Raw genomic sequence first — 17,398 nt, forward strand, 5'->3', positions numbered from 1 at the left:
AATTAAAAAATAAAGGTGATTTAGTTAATGCAATGTAAATACGTCTAAGCTTACCAATAGTCTTTCAAAAACTGATAACCAATAACTGATGAGTGATGAATTTAGGGAATTATTAAAAAGAGTGGGCAGTGGCACTCATACCAGTAAAAACTTAACCCGCACCGAAACTGCTACTGCTACTAAAATGATGTTGTTACAAGAAGCAACTCCCGCCCAAATCGGAGCATTCGCGATCGCTCATCGGATCAAAAGACCTACTCCAGAAGAATTAGCAGGTATTCTCGATGCCTTTGAAGTCTTAGGCTCAAAACTCACAGTTAATCCCCATCATGATTATAAACCAGTAGTTTTAGGCAATCCTTATGACGGACGTTCTCGTACTGTTCCTGTAACGATCATTACCGCACTCATTTTAACCACTGTTAATGTGCCTGTGGTGATGCACGGAGGCGACTGTATGCCGACTAAATATGGGATTCCTTTGATTGAGATATGGCAGCAATTGGGAGTAAACTTTTCAGATTTTAATCTAGCTCAAGCTCAAGAAATATACGATCAAAGCTGTCTTGGCTTTCTTTATCTCCCTCAACATTTCCCTGAAGCACACAATTTTGTCCCTTTCCGCGAACAAATTGGCAAACGTCCCCCTTTTGCCACGGCTGAATTAGCTTGGTGTCCTATTGCAGGAGAGGCTAATTTGGTAGCAGGTTTTGTTCATCCCCCCACAGAAGAACGTTTTCGCTCGGCTTTTAAAATTAGAGGCACGAATGACTTTACTCTAGTTAAAGGTTTGGAAGGTAGTTGCGATCTCTCCCGCAGCCGTACGGCAATTATTGCCATGGGTAGATCTGGGTCTGATTTTGAACGTCTTTTACTCGACCCCCACGATTACAATTTACGAGGCTCGGATATACTTCTAGAATCGAAATCTCAGGTCATATCTTTAACCCAAGAAGTAATCGAAGGTAGCAAAAGCCAACTCCTTCCTGCTGCAATTTTAAACGGAGGTTTTTATCTCTGGCGTTTTGGACGAGCAAAATCTTTGCAAGAAGGTTTCCAACTAGCAGCAGACATTCTGATTACAGGCAAAGTGAAAACTAAATTATCTCAGTTACAAACACTCTGCAATTGACAATTAACAACCCTACTCCATCGAAAGAAGAAATTCAAGTTTGCATAACTGCTCCCAGTCAGTTTGTTTTGGAGTATCAACAGTTCCTACTACCAGATTGGGAGATATCCATAACTCATCTTGTTTTAATACTGCAAGAGTCTCATATTTCTCTAAAAGAATTCAATCATAGGGTGGTGACAGAAAAAGATCGCCTGAGAGCAAACTTTCTTCGTTTTGGATGGGAGCTAATTTTTACCTTACAAGACCAAGGCTATCAAAGCGATCTCTTCGATCCCCGTACTGGCTATCCACTTTTGGGACAAAAAGGTAAGTTTACCCTGGATGACAATGCAACAGTCAAAGCATTGCTAAATTATCCTGTAATTGAATATAACAACTGTTCTTTGTTAGAGCATCCAACCTGGGGCGATCGAGTATATCCTTCTACAGTGGCTACTACTGCACCTGAAGATCTCATTCAAGATTCCGCTAACAAAATATCGATCGCCCTGGGATTGAGATTGAAAATTTAACCCTTATTTAGTTATATAAAAAATTATTGCATTGCTCATTATACTCTTTTTAATAGCATAAAGTGTTAGGATTCATATTGAGATAAAGATCGGCAATCCAGTTTGTATTCGATATTGATAGGTTTTTCCGTAAAGTATTGATTGGCTTTTTTCCGAAAATTTAACTCTCTACATCACAAATGCATTGAGGAGACATTACAGTTCATGTCAATTTACGTAGGTAACCTTAGCTACGAGGTTAACCAAGAAGATTTAAACGAAGTATTTTCTGAATACGGAAGCGTTAAACGAGTTCATCTTCCTACTGACCGTGAAACAGGTCGCAAACGCGGTTTCGGCTTTGTTGAAATGGAAACAGAAGCAGAAGAAGATAAAGCCATTGAGACTCTAGATGGAGCAGAATGGATGGGTCGCGAGTTAAAAGTTAACAAAGCAAGACCCCGCGAGAATAGAAATTCCTTTGGTGGTGGCGGAGGCGGTGGTCGTCGCAACGACCGCTTCTAAGCTCCAAAGCTAAATCGAATTGCGCTTCTGGAGAGCAACTAGATTATGATACTAGAGACTCCCAGGAGCGTTTTACTGTGTAATGAGGAATTCTATATAGATGGCTAAACGTCGTAACGCAAAGAAAGAAAAAGCAGCTCGTAACAAAATAAACGCTCGTAAATTCCGTAAGCAAACTAGTCGTTATGGAAATCGTGGCAGACGCAACTACAACAACACTGATAAAAAAGAGACAACAGAGGAAAACAATGATTCTTCTGAGTCTACTTCTACTACAGCCAACAATAATTAGTAGAAGCAAGAAATTAGTTTAAATAGCTTTTCATCGGAAGTAGTTTTATTTACTTCCCGATTGAGGAGCTATTTTTTTAATTGATCGCACGCTTTAGGTTTTATATGTCTTTTCAGCCTTCTCCCTACGAAATATTGCAAACATTGTTACCTCACTTGAGGATAGCTGCGGGTTACGCCCAACAAATTCAAAATAAAATTATTTCCCTACCCGCTAAAGATGCGGGAGACAATTTTTTATCGGCAGCTTTAACTGATGCGGATCTTTCCATTCAAACTTTAGTTGAGGTAGCTTTATTAGGAACTTATCCCCATTTTGCTTTCTATGGGGAAGAATACGCACAATCTCGCAATACAAAATATTTTACTTCTACGGCATTAGGTACGACAAAGCAGGATTATTTAATTACTCTAGATCCGATTGATGGTACAAAATATTATTTGGATGGATTTAATAATTACCAAATTATTCTCAGTATCCTCAACAGAGAACAATACGAAGCCGTAATTGCTATTTCTCCCGCACAAAATTGCTATTACTACACTCTTAAAGGTCGAGGAGTATTTAAAGGCGATTTGAATCTAGATTTAGATCGATGTCAACCATTAGAAATATCCAATCCGCGTCCTAACATCTTGTTAGGGTGGGGGATGGCACATCTAAAACCAGCATTAGAAGATAAGTATCGGGTAATAGATATTGAGAATTGCTATTCTGCTTCAGAGCAATTCCCTAACTATAACGGCATCTTTTCGGGGGATTTGATCGGCTGGATTACTAAACGAGGGAAGTTCATCGATAGTGCTGCTTTGGCTTTTATGGCGCAGGAAAACGGTTGTTTAGTAACGAGTTTGAATGGTTTACCCTTAACTCCCCTACACGCCTGTAAAAATTATAGTTATGATGGGGCGATCGTCGCCAATTCTGCCCAACTCCATCAAGACTTATTAACAGCTTGTCAACAGTTAATTACCAAGTAAATTTTTTGATTAAATACGCTGGAGTAAGTTTAATCCGTGGGTATCAGTACCACAAGTACTATAAAGACCGTATCGATTTGCTAATTGTCTGACTTTTTCGGTCTGTTTGGGGCTAGGTTGCCAAGTTTTAGGGTTGTTGTAGGCGTAATAAGTTTCTACCCCATCAATACCCAAGTCAGCTACCGCAGGGATCAACTTGCTAGCAGAATGACGATAGCGTTCGGGATGAGCTAAGACTACTAATCCTCCTGCCTGGTGAATACTATCAATTACTTTTTTAGCAGCAGCTTTTTCTCCTTGAGGTTTATCTCCCCCAAGATAGGATTTGATGGCTGGATCTTGGGGATCGAATCCATAACCTAAGATATGTACTTCTACTCCTAAAAGTCTGGAGGTGATTTCTACTCCCGTCCATAAATGAGGTATGTGTTGAGTATTATTTTCTGTACTTAATTGAGATAAATATTGTTCTGCTTGTCGATAACCGTCAACAGTATGATGATCGGTAATGGCAAAAGCTTTAAGTCCAATAGCGATCGCTTGCTGTACTAGGTTTAATGGTGTTAATTGTCCATCAGAAGCCTGAGTATGCATGTGAAAGTTAAAAGAATAGGGACAACTAATATAATTAATAGTTTCCCAGACACTTTTAAGATAAATAGTGTCCTGTGCTTTTGGTTTTAGGGAATATGTTGTCGCAACCATACGCATCAATCTGAGAAGGAAATGTTTCTATTTGTTACAAATACCATAACAAAATAAAATCCTCTCTGGGAATATCGGGCGATCGCCTGACCTTAAAGAAAATATTAAATCCCTTGACAGATATACATAAAAGCCCTTCGGTAAATTTAGATAAGTATAATCTATAAAACCAATCATGACGACTTTGCTTCCTGCCGTATTGCCCGTGGGCTTGATCATCGCGATCGGTTTTATTGTCGGGCGAACTTTGCCCTTAGAGCGTTCGACTCTATCGCAATTGGCTTTATATATTTTATCTCCTGCTTTGGTAGTGGATAGTTTGTATCGCACTAAATTATCTTGGGCGAGTTCTAGCAAGTTGTTGCTCGGCTTTGCTTTAACTTCAGCTATTATTTATGGCACAGTTTGGTTGACGAGCAAGATATTTAAGCTAGCAACTCCGCTTAGTCGAGGCATCACGGCGATTGTGATGTTTCCCAATAATGGCAACATGGGTTTACCCGTGGCGACTTTTGCTTTGGGAGCAGCAGGATTAGATCGAGCTATTATTTATATGCTCGGTTCTAGTTTCTTGATGTTTTGTTTTGGCCCTGCCATTATTAGGGGCAAAGGTATATTTCAAGGTTTGAGCTTAACTTTTAAGTTGCCTTTGATTTGGGCAATTTTATTGGGCATCGGCTTGCGTTTATTTCGGCTAGAACTACCTTGGGAATTGGATAAGGGCATCCAACAATTAGGGGCAGCAGCCATTCCCATCGCTTTGATTGTTTTGGGCATTCAACTATCCCAAACTCGTTTTCAACCCAAGCTGAATGAATTTTTTGTAGCGATCGCTCGTTTGGCGATCGCACCAACAATCGCTTATTTTATTGGCAGACTACTACAGTTAGAAATTCTAGATCTACAGGTGTTAGTTTTGCAGAGTGCTATGCCCACTGCGGTTAACTCTTTTATTATTGTTAGTGAATTTGGTGGGGACAAAGACTTAGTAGCCAGGGCGATCGTCACCTCTACCTTGATGAGTTTTGTTACCTTGCCGATAGTGTTGTGGTTAATAATTTAGTCGTCAATGGTAATAGTCTCAACTGGAATAATTTTGACTTCTAATTCGACTTCTTTATTTAACTTATTGACTAAATCCTTTCTGATCTCAATCAAACTACTGCGATCGATCGAATTGGGTTGGGCAACTATTTCCATCTCGATCGCAATATTATCGCGATCAGGTTTAATTATCGTCGAGCGAATATCGCTGGATGTTAGTTTGTTCCTAACTATCTCGTTAACTTCGTAACGGACGTTATTTTGCAAAATTAAGCCTTTCAAAGACAAACCTAAAGGCAAACCAAGGATTATCAAGGTAGTGATGGTAAAAATCAATCCTTGTTTGGCTCGTTCGATGCTGCCATAAGACTGAAGCAGCAAAATAATTACGCCACTAAAAATAATTCCCGTCAAGTTGGTAATAAATAGTAATAATGCCCCGATAGATAAAGAAGTCGATCCCCAAGCTATGCCAATACCGACAACACTTAGAGGCGGGACTAACGCCACGGCGATCGCAACTCCAGGTAAAGCATCGGCAATGCGTTTTCTAGTATTAGCAAAAGCCCCTGCTGCCCCTGCTGCTAAAGCAATGACTAAATCGAGTAGATTGGGATTAGTACGGGCTATAATTTCGGGTGTGATTGACTTCAAGCCAATTAATAACACAGTTACCGCAGAAATAAAGACGGTGAAAAGTACCCCCGTTGAGAGGGTTAAGAAAGACCGCTTTAATAAACGTCGATTGGCTACAGTAGAAGAGTAAGCAATACCCGTAATCGGTCCAATTAAAGGAGCAATAATCATCGCACCAATGATAATAGCTACGCTATTTGCCAGCAACCCCAAAGTTGCAATCAATCCCGATAAACCCAGCAAAACATAAAAACTCAAAGATGGTACCGATGATCGCCACAGATTGCGGTTGAGGGTGACTATGGGGAGTGGTTTTTCTGCAAGCCAGTGCCAATCTCCGCTTTGACTATTCCAAGATTCTTCGATCTTTTTCGCCTGAACGGGATATCTCTGACGAAAGTATAATTTTAGCCGAGTATACCAGCCAAGGTTAGGATTGAGTAATAGCATTATAATTATTCAATGGTTAATTACCTAGCGCAACGAAAACCTGCAAAAATTTGCCTTACTTGAGGATAATACCAGTTGCGGAAACTAGTTCTCATTCCTTGCCTACTTGTCGCCCAACTACCTCCTTTTAATACTCGGTGTTTGTTGTCGAAATAAACTTCTGAATAGCCAGGATAGGGGTAACTTTCAAAACCAGAATAGCCCTCAAACCAAGAAGCAGTCCATTCCCACACATTGCCCAACATATCTTGACAGCCGTATTTACTGCGATCGCTATAAGCATTGACGGGAGTGGTATGTCCGATGGCGCGATCGCGATTGCAATTTAAGGATGCACCCAAAGCTGATTTTGACCATTCTGCTTCGGTGGGCAATCTTTTGTCAACAAACTTAGCATAAGCTTCGGCTTCATAATAGCTGACACCACAGACAGGGTGGTCGATCCAATCTAGCGAATTTATCCAATACAAAGGCTGAGAAACAGGATTTTGTTGCAACCATTGCCAGCCTGCAATCGACCAATATTGACGTTTTTGATAGCCCCCCGCAGTCATAAATTGCCAATATTGTCCGCAGGTGACGGGAAAGCGATCGATCCAGTAGGTATTTAAATGTATTTTATGGGGAGGGTGTTCGTTATCTAACCCAGAGATATCATTGCTACCCATAATAAATTCACCTGCTTCAACTTTCACCATTTCATTGAAAATTGAATTTTCTGAGTTGGCGGGTGGGTTAAAGGGATTAAAATTTAGAGGGGAATTTTGAGAACTTTGCTGTCGATGTAATTGCCAAAGCAAAGTGATTGTTTCGCAATGTTGGCCTTCGTGTTGAATGAGCCATCGCCAAAGACGTTCTTGGGATTTTGTGGGTGCAGACTCCAAATACTCTAGCACTCTCTGCCTGACAACTCCCAGATATTCTTGAATAATCGAGATACTTGGTAAGTTTTGGCGTTCTGATTTGGGCAACCCATCGGCAGAAAATAAGCAATGATATTCTTTAAAGCTAGGAGGTAGATTGGCGAGATGTTCCAAAATCCAATAAGCTTCGGTAAATGCTATATGGCCAAAATGCCAGCCAATAGGACTAAAATCTGGATGAACCTGGGTAGCAAGCAGGGATCGATCGATTTCGCCTAAGAGATCTAGGGTATTTCGACGAACTTGCTGTAATTCGATCGCAATAGAGTTTTTAGGAGATGGAATCGACGCTAATTTCAAGATTTTCTTTGACGCTAATAATACTTTTTTCCGATAGGCTAATCCAATCACCGCCAAACATAGGTTCGGAAGCCAGTATGACTGCATTAGAATATGGGGAATTCTCTTTTATATAGTATAAGGTGGGGCTGAGTTCCCGATTAGAATAACGACAGGCGGTTAGTTCTTTACCATTACTCAAAACAATGTTAGCCGAAAAGCCAATGTTATCAGACTCAGATAGAGTTACTAATTTGGTAATTGTATTGTGTAATGCTTGTTTGAGACTAAGGTGATGATTATTTTCTAGTTCGTTGACGATCAAAGCAAAGATATGTTCTGAGTCGGTAGTACCTTCAATACGTTGATAGGCAAAGTCGTTCAAATTATTGCGGATCGAACGATAGAGGGTTTTGCGAAACTCATCAATATAGCCGTTGTGGACGAATAGAAGATTTTGATGGGAGAATGGCTGACAATTGATGATGTCTACCGAAAGATTGGAAGTAGCACTACGCACATATCCTAAATAGCACTGGGATTGAATATAACGTCCTAATTGGGGTAAGTTGGCATCATTCCAAATAGGCAAGACATTTTTATAGGAATAGGGTGGATTGTGTGGTTTTGAGTCGTACCAGCCAATTCCAAATCCATCTGCATTTAGTAAACCCGCAGTCATTTCTTGGGGTTTATAACTTTGAACTATTAGAGAATGTTCTGGCTTAAATAGTATGCGATCGAGTTGAATTGAATCGCCAAGGTAGCCTAATAATCGACACATTTATCGTCTTGCTGGTTTAAAGTATAAAATTGACAATAACACTGTTTTTGGTTTGACTAGCTAAAAATCTTGGTAAAGGCTTGAAGCTAAAAAGCCAACCAGGGGAGATTTTTGTCAACAAGTCATTACACTTATCCAGCTATTTGACAGTATTTTACGGTAAGGTCAGTTTGTTGCCGCTCGATTCAATAGTAATAAGTTGTTGCATAGATTCAGTACTCTATATATTCAGTCATAATTAGAACCAAAACCAAGTATAAGATAGTAGACATAAATAATATCCGAACGGTAAGATTTTCTAGGTCAATAAATGATAATTTTTTAGTCTATGAATTGGCGATCGATCTAATTTTTAGCGTATTGTGCTTAAATTTTTAACCGTATAACCACTCAAATTTAGAAGTTTAATCGCTACTTTTTGCCAGTCGGTATCCCTAAAAAGAATCCCCACAACCATTCTTAAGTCTTCGGTTGTAGGGCGATAAATTCATTTGAACGCGAACCTTTTTGTATTGATTACCTGACTACTTTTCTTCCAAAGGTGGAGACTCTTCTACTGTAGGACTAGTTTCATTTTCTAACTCTTCCGATGGAGATTCTTGGTTGATTGAATCGTCAGCATCGGCTGGTTCTGCAACGGACTCTGAGTTTAGCTCGACTTCTTCTTCTGACGATTCATTTTCTTCGACTATAGATGATGTCTCTGCTTTTATTTCCTCAGGAGGTTTAGTTACTTCCATTTCATTGCTAATTTCTGAGGGGATAGACTCAGTTGCGGTCGGTTGTTGTTGAGCTAATAAAGATTTAAACCACTCAATTATTTTATTCATGAGAATTGTTATAGAATTCTATTCCTCAGTCTAGATTGTTCCCAAACATTCAGTACATAATTAATTCTTGTGATTAAATACTTTATTCATAAATCAATTTTATTAAGCAAGTTTTACCTCTGCGCTTGAAAGCCTTACTTGTTATAAGAATATTGATATTTATAATTTGATAATTTAATCATTTAAACCAAGATTAGTAACAAGATTTATTTATGATTATCTTGATTCTTTAATATGTTTTCTTATTAGTTAGATACAAAAATTGATATTTAAAATCTAAATCTTAAAATAATCTAGAGTGCTTGTTAACTAGTCAATATCCATGTTCGCACTAGGCGTTTAAAAGTAAATTAGAAGATTTAGACCAGGAATAGTACGTGAAAGAGTCCACAGTAGTAGGATGACATAGAATACGCCCAAACACCATTGATACCAAACTAAGGTAGAAATTAATCCTGGTAAGTGTTCGTCTCTGAGGCGAATATCGTTAAATCCTAACTTGAAGATATTATTGAAACTAAAGTCATAATAGTTGAGCCAATTCCAACGTTTTGACCAGAGAATTGCTTGAAAGCGATCTCGAAAGAAGGGAAACCGAGGCATAATAGGCAAACGTCCGATTAAGAGGCGAAATTGTCGTAATGATCCATCTTCTACGAAATAGGTAGTGTGGAGAAGTTTGTGGTATCTACCTTGTTTGTATATCAGACTAGTAATTAGAATTGGAATTGGTAACAGAATTATCCCTACATCTAATAAAATCGACCAAGGTTGTTTTGTGGTTAGAAAAAGATTAATTATACTGAGGCTTGTAAGTGTTAAATAACTACCAGTCATAACGATAATTTCATTACGACTAGGTTGAATAGGTTGAGAAATATAAGGACGATAGCGATCGATGAGCCAGAATAAAAAGCTAAAAAAACTAATATTAATTATGCCAATGGTAAAGATGAGATTGATGTTCGTACCATAGTCTCCCAAGATTAAGAGTAAATTGAGGGTTAACCACTGGGGAATTAAACTAATCCAACCCCAAGTAAATACTTGTTGCCAAGATATTCTAGTTAGGCGATCTCTTAATTGCTGGGCTTTTAATTGTTCTCTTTGATACTCTATATAATTAGCATCGGCTATTTGTTCTAAACTACGAAAATTGCGAATTAGGTTGCGTAAAACAGTTTCGTTAGCCTCCAAGCGATCGATATTAATCAACTTGCCAATTCCTCGATCGCCAATTATCTTTGCTTCTGCACTATCAAACGCCAATCCTGAAGTATTTATTGTGGCTTGAGGGGTGAAAAAAGCATTACTAAAATCTAAACGATCTATTAAGTGAGCATCTTGGAGGTTAATTATAGCATTGATATAAATATCTCGAAAAGTGACAGTTTTTTCAAAAGTGCTATTAATTAAAAGCAAGGAATCTAAAAATTTGCTTTTGGCAAAAATAAGGCGATCGCTAAATATGATATTACTAAAATTTATCGGTCGAACAAATACCGTATGAGTAAAATTAGTAACTTGCTTAAATAAAGAGCGATCAAATTCAGTTAATGCTTCAAACTGACTATTACTAAAATCGCTAATTCCTTGAAACTCTACTTGTTTAAATTTAGCGGTAGAGAAAAAATGACTGTGCTTTAAGTTAATATTTTGTTTGAGAATACTATTGCTCAAGTCGACTTCTTTACCGAAGATATCGCGATCGAGCTTGACTGTATTTTGAAACTTCGCGTCAGTAGCAATTATAGGTTGCAAAAATAGACTATTATCTCCTTCTACTTCTCCTGTAAAAATAGTCTTCGTAAAGTTTAATTGACCACGAAAAATATAAATTCTGGGAGTTTGTTGGGTAATATTCTGATTGACGGGATAGTATCGATCGATTTGCTCTTTTTCTGAGGCAGTAAACAAAGAAGATAATGCTCCTTCTCCCACTGCGCTAAAAATCCCCAATCTATTGAGTTTAAAATCCCCTTGAATAATAGAATTGCTCAAGTCAATTTCAACAGGACTCGCTCTTTTATTGATTGTATTATTTATCTCTTGATAAAATTGCTGGTTGAATTCATTATCGGAATTAGATAGATTGATCATAAAATTACTTAAATCTATCTTATCTTTACCTTCATTTTGAACCAAATTACTGACTCTATTGTTTAATACTTCTAAAGTAAGATAGTTACGTTGTTCGGTTTGAGCATTTGCTTGAAATGGCAGAATACAACAACATAATAAGCATAAAAATATAATTGTAATTTGAGAATAAACAGACATTAAGTTTTCTGCCATTTTTTAAACTCCACACGATTAAAATATCATGTGTCGCCCCCATAGTTAGGGATCGCTTTTATCTCTCTGATAATTACACCAGTTCAACCATCCAAATCTCCCTCCATAATTGTTGAGAGGGCTTGTTGCGTATTTTCCTTAAACTCCTTGACGTTAACTCGCTCCAAAAATGCGATCGCCACAAACATCCCTAAAGCTTGAATCACAAATACCAAACTATAAGACATCAAAGGAGTCGCAAAGATACTTTTACCGATATCTAAGATCGCTCCACCGATCAAAGTAGCTAATCCTCTAGACATAGCTTGAGCCAATCCCCACGCCCCAATAAACGTACCTGCGGTTTCGGCTGCGGTAAGATCCAACATCAAGCTAATACCCCCGACGGTGGCGATTCCTGCTGCAATACCAAAGAATACCATTGCCGACTGGAGCATTTTTGGCTGTTGGGTAAAGCCAGCTAAGATAATTAATCCAAAACATAATGCCACAGCAATACAGCCAATTCTAGTCGTCTTCTTCTTACCTAAATAGGGAATGATTTTAAATCCCGTGACTGCATAACCGAATAAAATACCCATTCCCCAGTAAGCATTAAGTTTAGTAGTCTCTCCAATACTCATCCCAAACACCTCTCCACCATAGGGTTCGAGTACCGCTTCCTGCATAAATAAACCAATAGTCAGTAGGGATAAGAAAGTAAAAAAGATTCCAGTTTGACGGCTAGTAGTTAATACCTTCATCGCTCGTACAATGGTTATACTATCATCGCGGTTCGTGGTAGTTTTATTGCGTACAAAACTAGAATATTTGTTTTCTACTCCGAAGGTAGCAACAAACGCCAAAGCTACTACTAAAAAAGGAACGATCGCAAATACAGAATTGATCGGCGGTTGCAAAACTTCCAAAGGAATATTCCCCGCACTCACTCCTCCTGCTTCTATCTTTTTAAAAACAATACTTCCCGTAATTCCGCCTATAACAATTCCTACCATTAACATCGACCAAACGATCGCAATTAATTTGGAACGTCTTTCTTCTTCGGTAATATCTACCAGCAAAGCTGTAAAGGGCGTAGAACTGGAGCTAACTGCTAAGCCATATATAGCCATAATCAAGCACAAAATAGCACTCCAGCCGATAGTTTCAGTATTCCACAACCACTCGCCATTATTTCTGACCACTCCACCTAATTGCCACATTGCTTGTACTGCAAGGAATACAGCCAAACCAAAAATCGCCGTTCCTAACAACACGTAATTAGTCCGATGTTTGCCCCATAAAGGTTTATTATCCGATAGTTGTCCGAACCATACCCGTGCGGGAGAAACAAATAAAGAGGTGGCTAATATTCCTCCTGTAACAGTGGCGGGAATAGCGAGTTCGCTAATCATAACTCGGTTTAAAACGGCGAGGGTTAACACCGCCATCAATCCCAATCCCATATTAAATAAACCCAGGCGGAAAATGGTAGGCATTCCTATGGAGGGTTTGGCAAGAGTAATATCTAAATTAGATTCAGGTAGATCTTCAATAGTCATTTTGGTAATTAGTTTTATTGGTATTTATAGTTTTTTCAAGAGAAATATAATTTTACTGGTTATTCTGTCCTTAGCAATTTTGCGATCGCACTTCTATGGTCATCATATTTCCATAAAAGACGTAGGGTCGTTCTATGGAACGACCCTAATGTGACCTTATTAAATTGCCCAGTATTAAATTGCCCAGATTGAATTAATTATTAATCAATACCTTCAATTCTATCTTCCACTTCTTGATACAACTCCCGCAATCTGTCTAGATTTTCTTCGTTGGTTTCCCAATAACCGCGACCATTAACTTCCAGCAATGTACCAACAATCTTACGGAAGGAATTGGGGTTCATATCCATCAGACGTTTGCACATTTCAGGATCGTCGATAAAGGTAGTATTAACATCTTCATAAACCCAGTTATCCACCGCATCCGCTGTAGCAGACCAACCCATAGTGTTAACTAAACGTTTGGATAGTTCCCGCACGCCTTCATAACCATTGCTCAACATACCTTCGTACCATTTGGGATTGAGCATTTTAGTACGAGCGTCTAAACGAACAGTCTCGGACAAAGTACGTACCTGAGCGTTAGCTGTAGTAGTATCTGCAATGTATGCAGTAGGTTTTCTACCATCATCTCGCAGGCTAGATACAATTTTAGTGGGATCGGAATCAAAGTAGTGGGATACGTCAGTCAAACTGATTTCCGAGGAATCTAAGTTTTGGAAAGTTACATCCGCTTTCTTCAAAGAAGATTCAAACAAGCCACGGTTTTCATCCATTACTCCTGGGTTATCGGAGTTAAAGGAGAAAGATTTACGATTGAGGTACATATCCTGTAGTTCCTTTTCTTCTTCCCAACTGCTGTTTTCTACCGCTAGGTTGATATTGGAAGAGTAAGAACCAGAAGCATTAGAAAAAATTCTAGTCGCTGCTTGGCGCACGTTAATACCCATTTCTTCCGCTTGCTCCAAGGCGTGTTTGCGGACGTAGTTCATTTCTAAAGGTTCGTCTGCTTCCGCTGCCATTTTGACACCACGATCTAGGAGATTCATTTGGTTGATAAATAGATCGCGGAAAACCCCAGAACAGTTTACTACCACGTCAATACGAGGACGACCGAGTTCTTCTAAAGAAATTAACTCTAGTTTGTTAACACGACCCAAAGCATCGGGTACGGGACGAACACCAACCATCCACATGATTTGGGCTAAAGACTCACCATAAGTTTTGATGTTGTCTGTTCCCCAGAGTACGCAAGCGATACTTTCAGGATAGTGACCGCCATTATCTAGTTTCTGGCGATCTATTAAGCGATCTACTACAATTTTTGCCGACTGTACCGCAGCTAAAGTAGGAATAGATTGAGGATCTAAAGCATGGATGTTTTTACCAGTGGGTAAAACATTGGGGTTACGGATAGGATCACCACCAGGACCAGGTAGCACATATTCACCTTCAAGTGCCTGAAGTAAACCACCAAGTTCGTTATCGGCACATATTTGCTCTAAACAGAACTCTAGATATTCTACTAGAGGCTTAATAGCTTCTGGGTCAACCTTGCCAAAACCATGTTTGTTTAAAGCTTCCATCCAAGGTGCTGTCTTTCCAATATTGAAGAAATTAAGCTTGGACACCATTGAAACTCTGCCTTCAGAATCAATTTGAGCATGAACCAAAGCCCCAACCGCAGCACGGGTAGCTTGGGTGATGTCTTGGCATAATTGCACGTCGGCTAAAACACCACGGTCATTATTAACGTAAATCTCATCAATATTACGACCGATACTATTAGCAATGATCCGAGGGAAAGAAATGATTCCTTCTTCTTCGCGATCTAGGTTGGAGATACTAACTAAAGTTGCGATCGCTTCTTCAGCAGTCGGCGGTTTACCAATGATGTGTAAGCCGCAGGGAAGTAAACGAGATTCGATTTCCATTAGCTGTTTGTAAACCAAACCAATAATAGTGTCTCTTTCTTCCTGAGTCATTTCTTTAGCGGAATGGTCGGGGAAAGCAATATCTTTATCGAGATTACAAATTCGCGCCTGATCCATTACCGTATCAACAATTTGGATACCCCGTCCGCCATCTTTAAGGCTTTGGTACGAACCAATTAAATCGCCCAATTCTTTAAGACCTTTATACAGTCCAGCATTTTCTGCAGGAGGAGTGAGGTAAGAAATGGTAGAAGCATAACTACGACGTTTGGCAATGGTTGCCTCAGAAGGATTATTAGCAGCGTAGTAATAGATGTTGGGAATGCTACCAATTAAGCTGTCGGGATAACAGTCCCCAGACATACCCATTTGCTTGCCTGGCATAAATTCTAGAGATCCGTGAGTGCCAAAGTGCAGTACTGCATCAGCTTTCCAGATATGCTCTAAATAAGTGTAGTAAGCTGCAAAACCATGATGAGGACTTGCAGATCTAGAGAACAATAAGCGCATGGGGTCGCCTTCATAACCGAAAGTAGGCTGTACGCCAATAAAGACGTTACCAAATTCTTTTCCGTAGATTAAGAGGTTTTGACCGTCACTATTGAGGTGTCCTGGTGGTGGACCCCAGTTTTCTTCTAGCTTGACAGAATAAGGAGTCAGTCTTTCGTATTGTTCGACAGACATCCGATGAGCAATATTGAGTTCGGGAGAGGCATATTGGGCTTGAGCATCGTGAATTACCGCCTGCATCAATTCTTCCGCAGATTCAGGCAAGTTTTCGATACTATAACCGTTATCTCGCAAGCCTTTCATTGCTTCGTAGATCGAGCCAAATACGTTTAAGTATGCTGCTGTGCCGACGTTACCTTTATCGGGAGGGAAACTAAATACAGTGATAGCGACTTTCTTGTCTAGCTTAGGCTTTTTGCGGAGACTACCCCACTTCATTGCTCGACGAGCGATCGCTTCTACTCTATCTTGTAAGGCGATCGACTTTCCTGTAGCACCGTCTCTACCAGAGGCAATGATAGGCTCGATCGCCCCATCTAATTCTGGAATAGCAATCTGTAGTGCTACCTGGACGGGGTGTAAACCTAGTTCGCTTTCTTCCCACTCTTCCGTAGTTTGGAATACTAGGGGTAAAGCTACCATGTAGGGACGGTTGAGGCGTTTTAGGGATTCGATCGCTTTGGGATGATCTTGTCTTGCAGGCCCTCCTACTAAAGCAAAACCAGTTAAGGAAACTACCACATCCACAATGGCTTGCTGTTGTCCTTGCTGCCAGAAGTAAGCATCTACAGGTTTAGAAAAGTCCAATCCCCCAGCAAATACGGGAATGACCCTTGCACCCATACATTCTAATTCCTGCACCATTGCTACGTAGTGAGCATGGTCGCCAGTAACCAGATGAGTACGTTGTAAGACTAAACCAACGCAGGGTGCTAAAGGATCTTTATGATCGTCAGATATATCAGGACGCTGATTAAACCAATCCAAATACTCTTGAACGTCCTCAAACATCTTAGGTGCGAGGGGATGCCAGATACCCATGTCAGGATAGGTAATGGGTTCGGCATAGGCAAAATCTTTGTCTTGCTTGCCTGGATAAACATATTTATCCGACAGCATTAGTAAAAAGTTTTCTAAATTATCGGAGTTGCCACCCAACCAATATTGAAAGCTCAACATGAAGTTACGAGCATCCTGGGCTTTTTCTACGGGCAAGTATTTTAATACTTTGGGTAGAGTGCGCAATAGCTTAAGCATGGCATCTTGGAAAGAACTCCCTCCAGATTTGTCTTTACGCTTCCGCATAAATTGCGCGATCGCACTTTTAGACTGTCCCAATTGTGCCATAGAAAAAGTACCCATCTTATTCAGACGCATAACTTCTGGCATGGAAGGAAAGACTACCGCAGCATCTAGGTTATCGCGGTGAGGAGTAACAGCCTCGACAACTTTTTGTGCTAAATCTTCAACAAATATCAAAGAGGCGATAAATATGTTGGCATTAGCAACATCATTTTTAAAATTATTGTAATTCTCTTCGTCTCTTAACTCTTCTATTAAATATCCACTCAGTTCGATGGCTAAGTGGGGATTATTACTATTAATCGATCTAGCTGCTTCTGTCAAAGTACTTTGATACTGAGGCTCTAGCACGACATAGACCACCCTGAGTAGATCGCGTCCGTTAACGGTATCTGGCTTAACGTGACGAACGGTGGACTTAACCTGGGTGAACATATAACTTGATTCTCCTTATAGTAATGGCGATGTGAATGGGGTATTTCCAAGTAAGCTCGCTCTTTACTCACTCAGATATAAAATTATCTATGTAAAGTATTTTTATCAAAAAAAGCTACCCAAAATCTGTCAAACGCCCGATCTGACACAATTCGATAACAATAACTAAACATTACGTAACAAACTTTAACAGAATTCGTGAGTATATACTCACTGCTTTGTTTACATTAATTAATAATAAAATATTTGACAATTTGTGCTTTTTGGTATTTAAATTATTGTTTTTTTTTATCAGGAGTAATCAAAA

14 protein-coding genes are annotated in these 17,398 nt (G+C 39.5%); 6 read left to right on the forward strand and 8 right to left on the reverse strand.

Features of this window, described 5'->3' with window-relative positions; all coding sequences use genetic code 11:
* Window positions 1-88 precede the first annotated feature (88 nt).
* From I4641_RS16875 to I4641_RS16895, 5 genes are all read left to right on the forward strand, one after another.
* Entirely contained in the window at window positions 89-1,132 is a 1,044-nt protein-coding gene (locus I4641_RS16875; protein ID WP_229641750.1) for an anthranilate phosphoribosyltransferase family protein, read from the forward strand.
* On the forward strand, window positions 1,129-1,647 hold the full coding sequence (locus I4641_RS16880; protein ID WP_229641751.1) for a methylmalonic aciduria and homocystinuria type D protein: 519 nt from the start codon (window positions 1,129-1,131) through the stop codon (window positions 1,645-1,647). The genes I4641_RS16875 and I4641_RS16880 overlap by 4 nt, the downstream gene beginning before the upstream one ends.
* A gap of 204 nt (window positions 1,648-1,851) precedes the next feature.
* Window positions 1,852-2,151 carry an RNA-binding regulator gene (rbp, locus tag I4641_RS16885; protein WP_229641752.1) on the forward strand — a complete coding sequence of 100 codons (300 nt, stop codon included), beginning with the start codon at window positions 1,852-1,854 and terminating at the stop codon, window positions 2,149-2,151.
* A gap of 100 nt (window positions 2,152-2,251) precedes the next feature.
* Window positions 2,252-2,443, forward strand: coding sequence for an Asl3888 family RNA-binding protein (locus I4641_RS16890; protein WP_229641753.1), 192 nt, complete (start codon window positions 2,252-2,254; stop codon window positions 2,441-2,443).
* Window positions 2,444-2,547: 104 nt separating this feature from the next.
* Complete coding sequence (locus tag I4641_RS16895) at window positions 2,548-3,423, forward strand: inositol monophosphatase family protein (protein ID WP_229641754.1); 876 nt, start codon at window positions 2,548-2,550, stop codon at window positions 3,421-3,423.
* 9 nt (window positions 3,424-3,432) lie between these two features.
* Here I4641_RS16895 and I4641_RS16900 read toward each other — a convergent pair whose 3' ends face one another.
* On the reverse strand, window positions 3,433-4,128 hold the full coding sequence (locus I4641_RS16900) for a PHP domain-containing protein (protein ID WP_369426821.1): 696 nt from the start codon (window positions 4,126-4,128) through the stop codon (window positions 3,433-3,435).
* 175 nt (window positions 4,129-4,303) lie between these two features.
* Between I4641_RS16900 and I4641_RS16905 the strand changes: the two genes are divergently transcribed.
* Complete coding sequence (locus I4641_RS16905; protein WP_229641756.1) at window positions 4,304-5,191, forward strand: AEC family transporter; 888 nt, start codon at window positions 4,304-4,306, stop codon at window positions 5,189-5,191.
* Here I4641_RS16905 and I4641_RS16910 read toward each other — a convergent pair.
* From I4641_RS16910 to I4641_RS16940, 7 genes are all read right to left on the reverse strand, one after another.
* Window positions 5,188-6,258, reverse strand: coding sequence for a TIGR00341 family protein (locus I4641_RS16910; protein WP_229641757.1), 1,071 nt, complete (start codon window positions 6,256-6,258; stop codon window positions 5,188-5,190). The two genes, I4641_RS16905 and I4641_RS16910, sit on opposite strands and share 4 nt — an antisense overlap.
* Window positions 6,259-6,278: 20 nt before the next feature.
* Window positions 6,279-7,481, reverse strand: a complete 1,203-nt coding sequence (locus I4641_RS16915) for an SUMF1/EgtB/PvdO family nonheme iron enzyme (protein WP_229641758.1) — start codon at window positions 7,479-7,481, stop codon at window positions 6,279-6,281.
* Complete coding sequence (egtC, locus tag I4641_RS16920) at window positions 7,453-8,244, reverse strand: ergothioneine biosynthesis protein EgtC (RefSeq protein WP_229641759.1); 792 nt, start codon at window positions 8,242-8,244, stop codon at window positions 7,453-7,455. Before egtC ends, I4641_RS16915 begins: the two co-directional genes overlap by 29 nt.
* A gap of 524 nt (window positions 8,245-8,768) precedes the next feature.
* The gene (locus I4641_RS16925) at window positions 8,769-9,074 is read right to left on the reverse strand and encodes a hypothetical protein (RefSeq protein WP_229641760.1); all 306 of its coding nucleotides are present in this window, start codon (window positions 9,072-9,074) and stop codon (window positions 8,769-8,771) included.
* Window positions 9,075-9,413: 339 nt separating this feature from the next.
* Window positions 9,414-11,369: a pentapeptide repeat-containing protein gene (locus I4641_RS16930; RefSeq protein WP_229641761.1), complete on the reverse strand. Its 1,956-nt coding sequence runs from the start codon at window positions 11,367-11,369 to the stop codon at window positions 9,414-9,416.
* A gap of 83 nt (window positions 11,370-11,452) precedes the next feature.
* The gene (locus I4641_RS16935) at window positions 11,453-12,910 is read right to left on the reverse strand and encodes a BCD family MFS transporter (RefSeq protein ID WP_229641762.1); all 1,458 of its coding nucleotides are present in this window, start codon (window positions 12,908-12,910) and stop codon (window positions 11,453-11,455) included.
* 200 nt (window positions 12,911-13,110) lie between these two features.
* The gene (locus tag I4641_RS16940; RefSeq protein WP_229641763.1) at window positions 13,111-17,091 is read right to left on the reverse strand and encodes a magnesium chelatase subunit H; all 3,981 of its coding nucleotides are present in this window, start codon (window positions 17,089-17,091) and stop codon (window positions 13,111-13,113) included.
* Window positions 17,092-17,398: the final 307 nt, after the last annotated feature.

It is taken from the genome of Waterburya agarophytonicola KI4 (assembly GCF_020640915.1).
Lineage (GTDB): Bacteria > Cyanobacteriota > Cyanobacteriia > Cyanobacteriales > Xenococcaceae > Waterburya > Waterburya agarophytonicola.

Bases quoted from the DNA above. Each gene is read 5' to 3' on its own strand.
- I4641_RS16875 (WP_229641750.1), top strand. From the start codon at position 89: ATGAGTGATGAATTTAGGGAATTATTAAAAAGAGTGGGCAGTGGCACT.
- rbp (WP_229641752.1), top strand. From the start codon at position 1,852: ATGTCAATTTACGTAGGTAACCTTAGCTACGAGGTTAACCAAGAAGAT.
- I4641_RS16890 (WP_229641753.1), top strand. From the start codon at position 2,252: ATGGCTAAACGTCGTAACGCAAAGAAAGAAAAAGCAGCTCGTAACAAA.
- I4641_RS16895 (WP_229641754.1), top strand. From the start codon at position 2,548: ATGTCTTTTCAGCCTTCTCCCTACGAAATATTGCAAACATTGTTACCT.
- I4641_RS16900 (WP_369426821.1), bottom strand. From the start codon at position 4,128: ATGGTTGCGACAACATATTCCCTAAAACCAAAAGCACAGGACACTATT.
- I4641_RS16905 (WP_229641756.1), top strand. From the start codon at position 4,304: ATGACGACTTTGCTTCCTGCCGTATTGCCCGTGGGCTTGATCATCGCG.
- I4641_RS16910 (WP_229641757.1), bottom strand. From the start codon at position 6,258: ATGCTATTACTCAATCCTAACCTTGGCTGGTATACTCGGCTAAAATTA.
- egtC (WP_229641759.1), bottom strand. From the start codon at position 8,244: ATGTGTCGATTATTAGGCTACCTTGGCGATTCAATTCAACTCGATCGC.
- I4641_RS16925 (WP_229641760.1), bottom strand. From the start codon at position 9,074: ATGAATAAAATAATTGAGTGGTTTAAATCTTTATTAGCTCAACAACAA.
- I4641_RS16930 (WP_229641761.1), bottom strand. From the start codon at position 11,369: ATGGCAGAAAACTTAATGTCTGTTTATTCTCAAATTACAATTATATTT.
- I4641_RS16935 (WP_229641762.1), bottom strand. From the start codon at position 12,910: ATGACTATTGAAGATCTACCTGAATCTAATTTAGATATTACTCTTGCC.
- I4641_RS16940 (WP_229641763.1), bottom strand. From the start codon at position 17,091: ATGTTCACCCAGGTTAAGTCCACCGTTCGTCACGTTAAGCCAGATACC.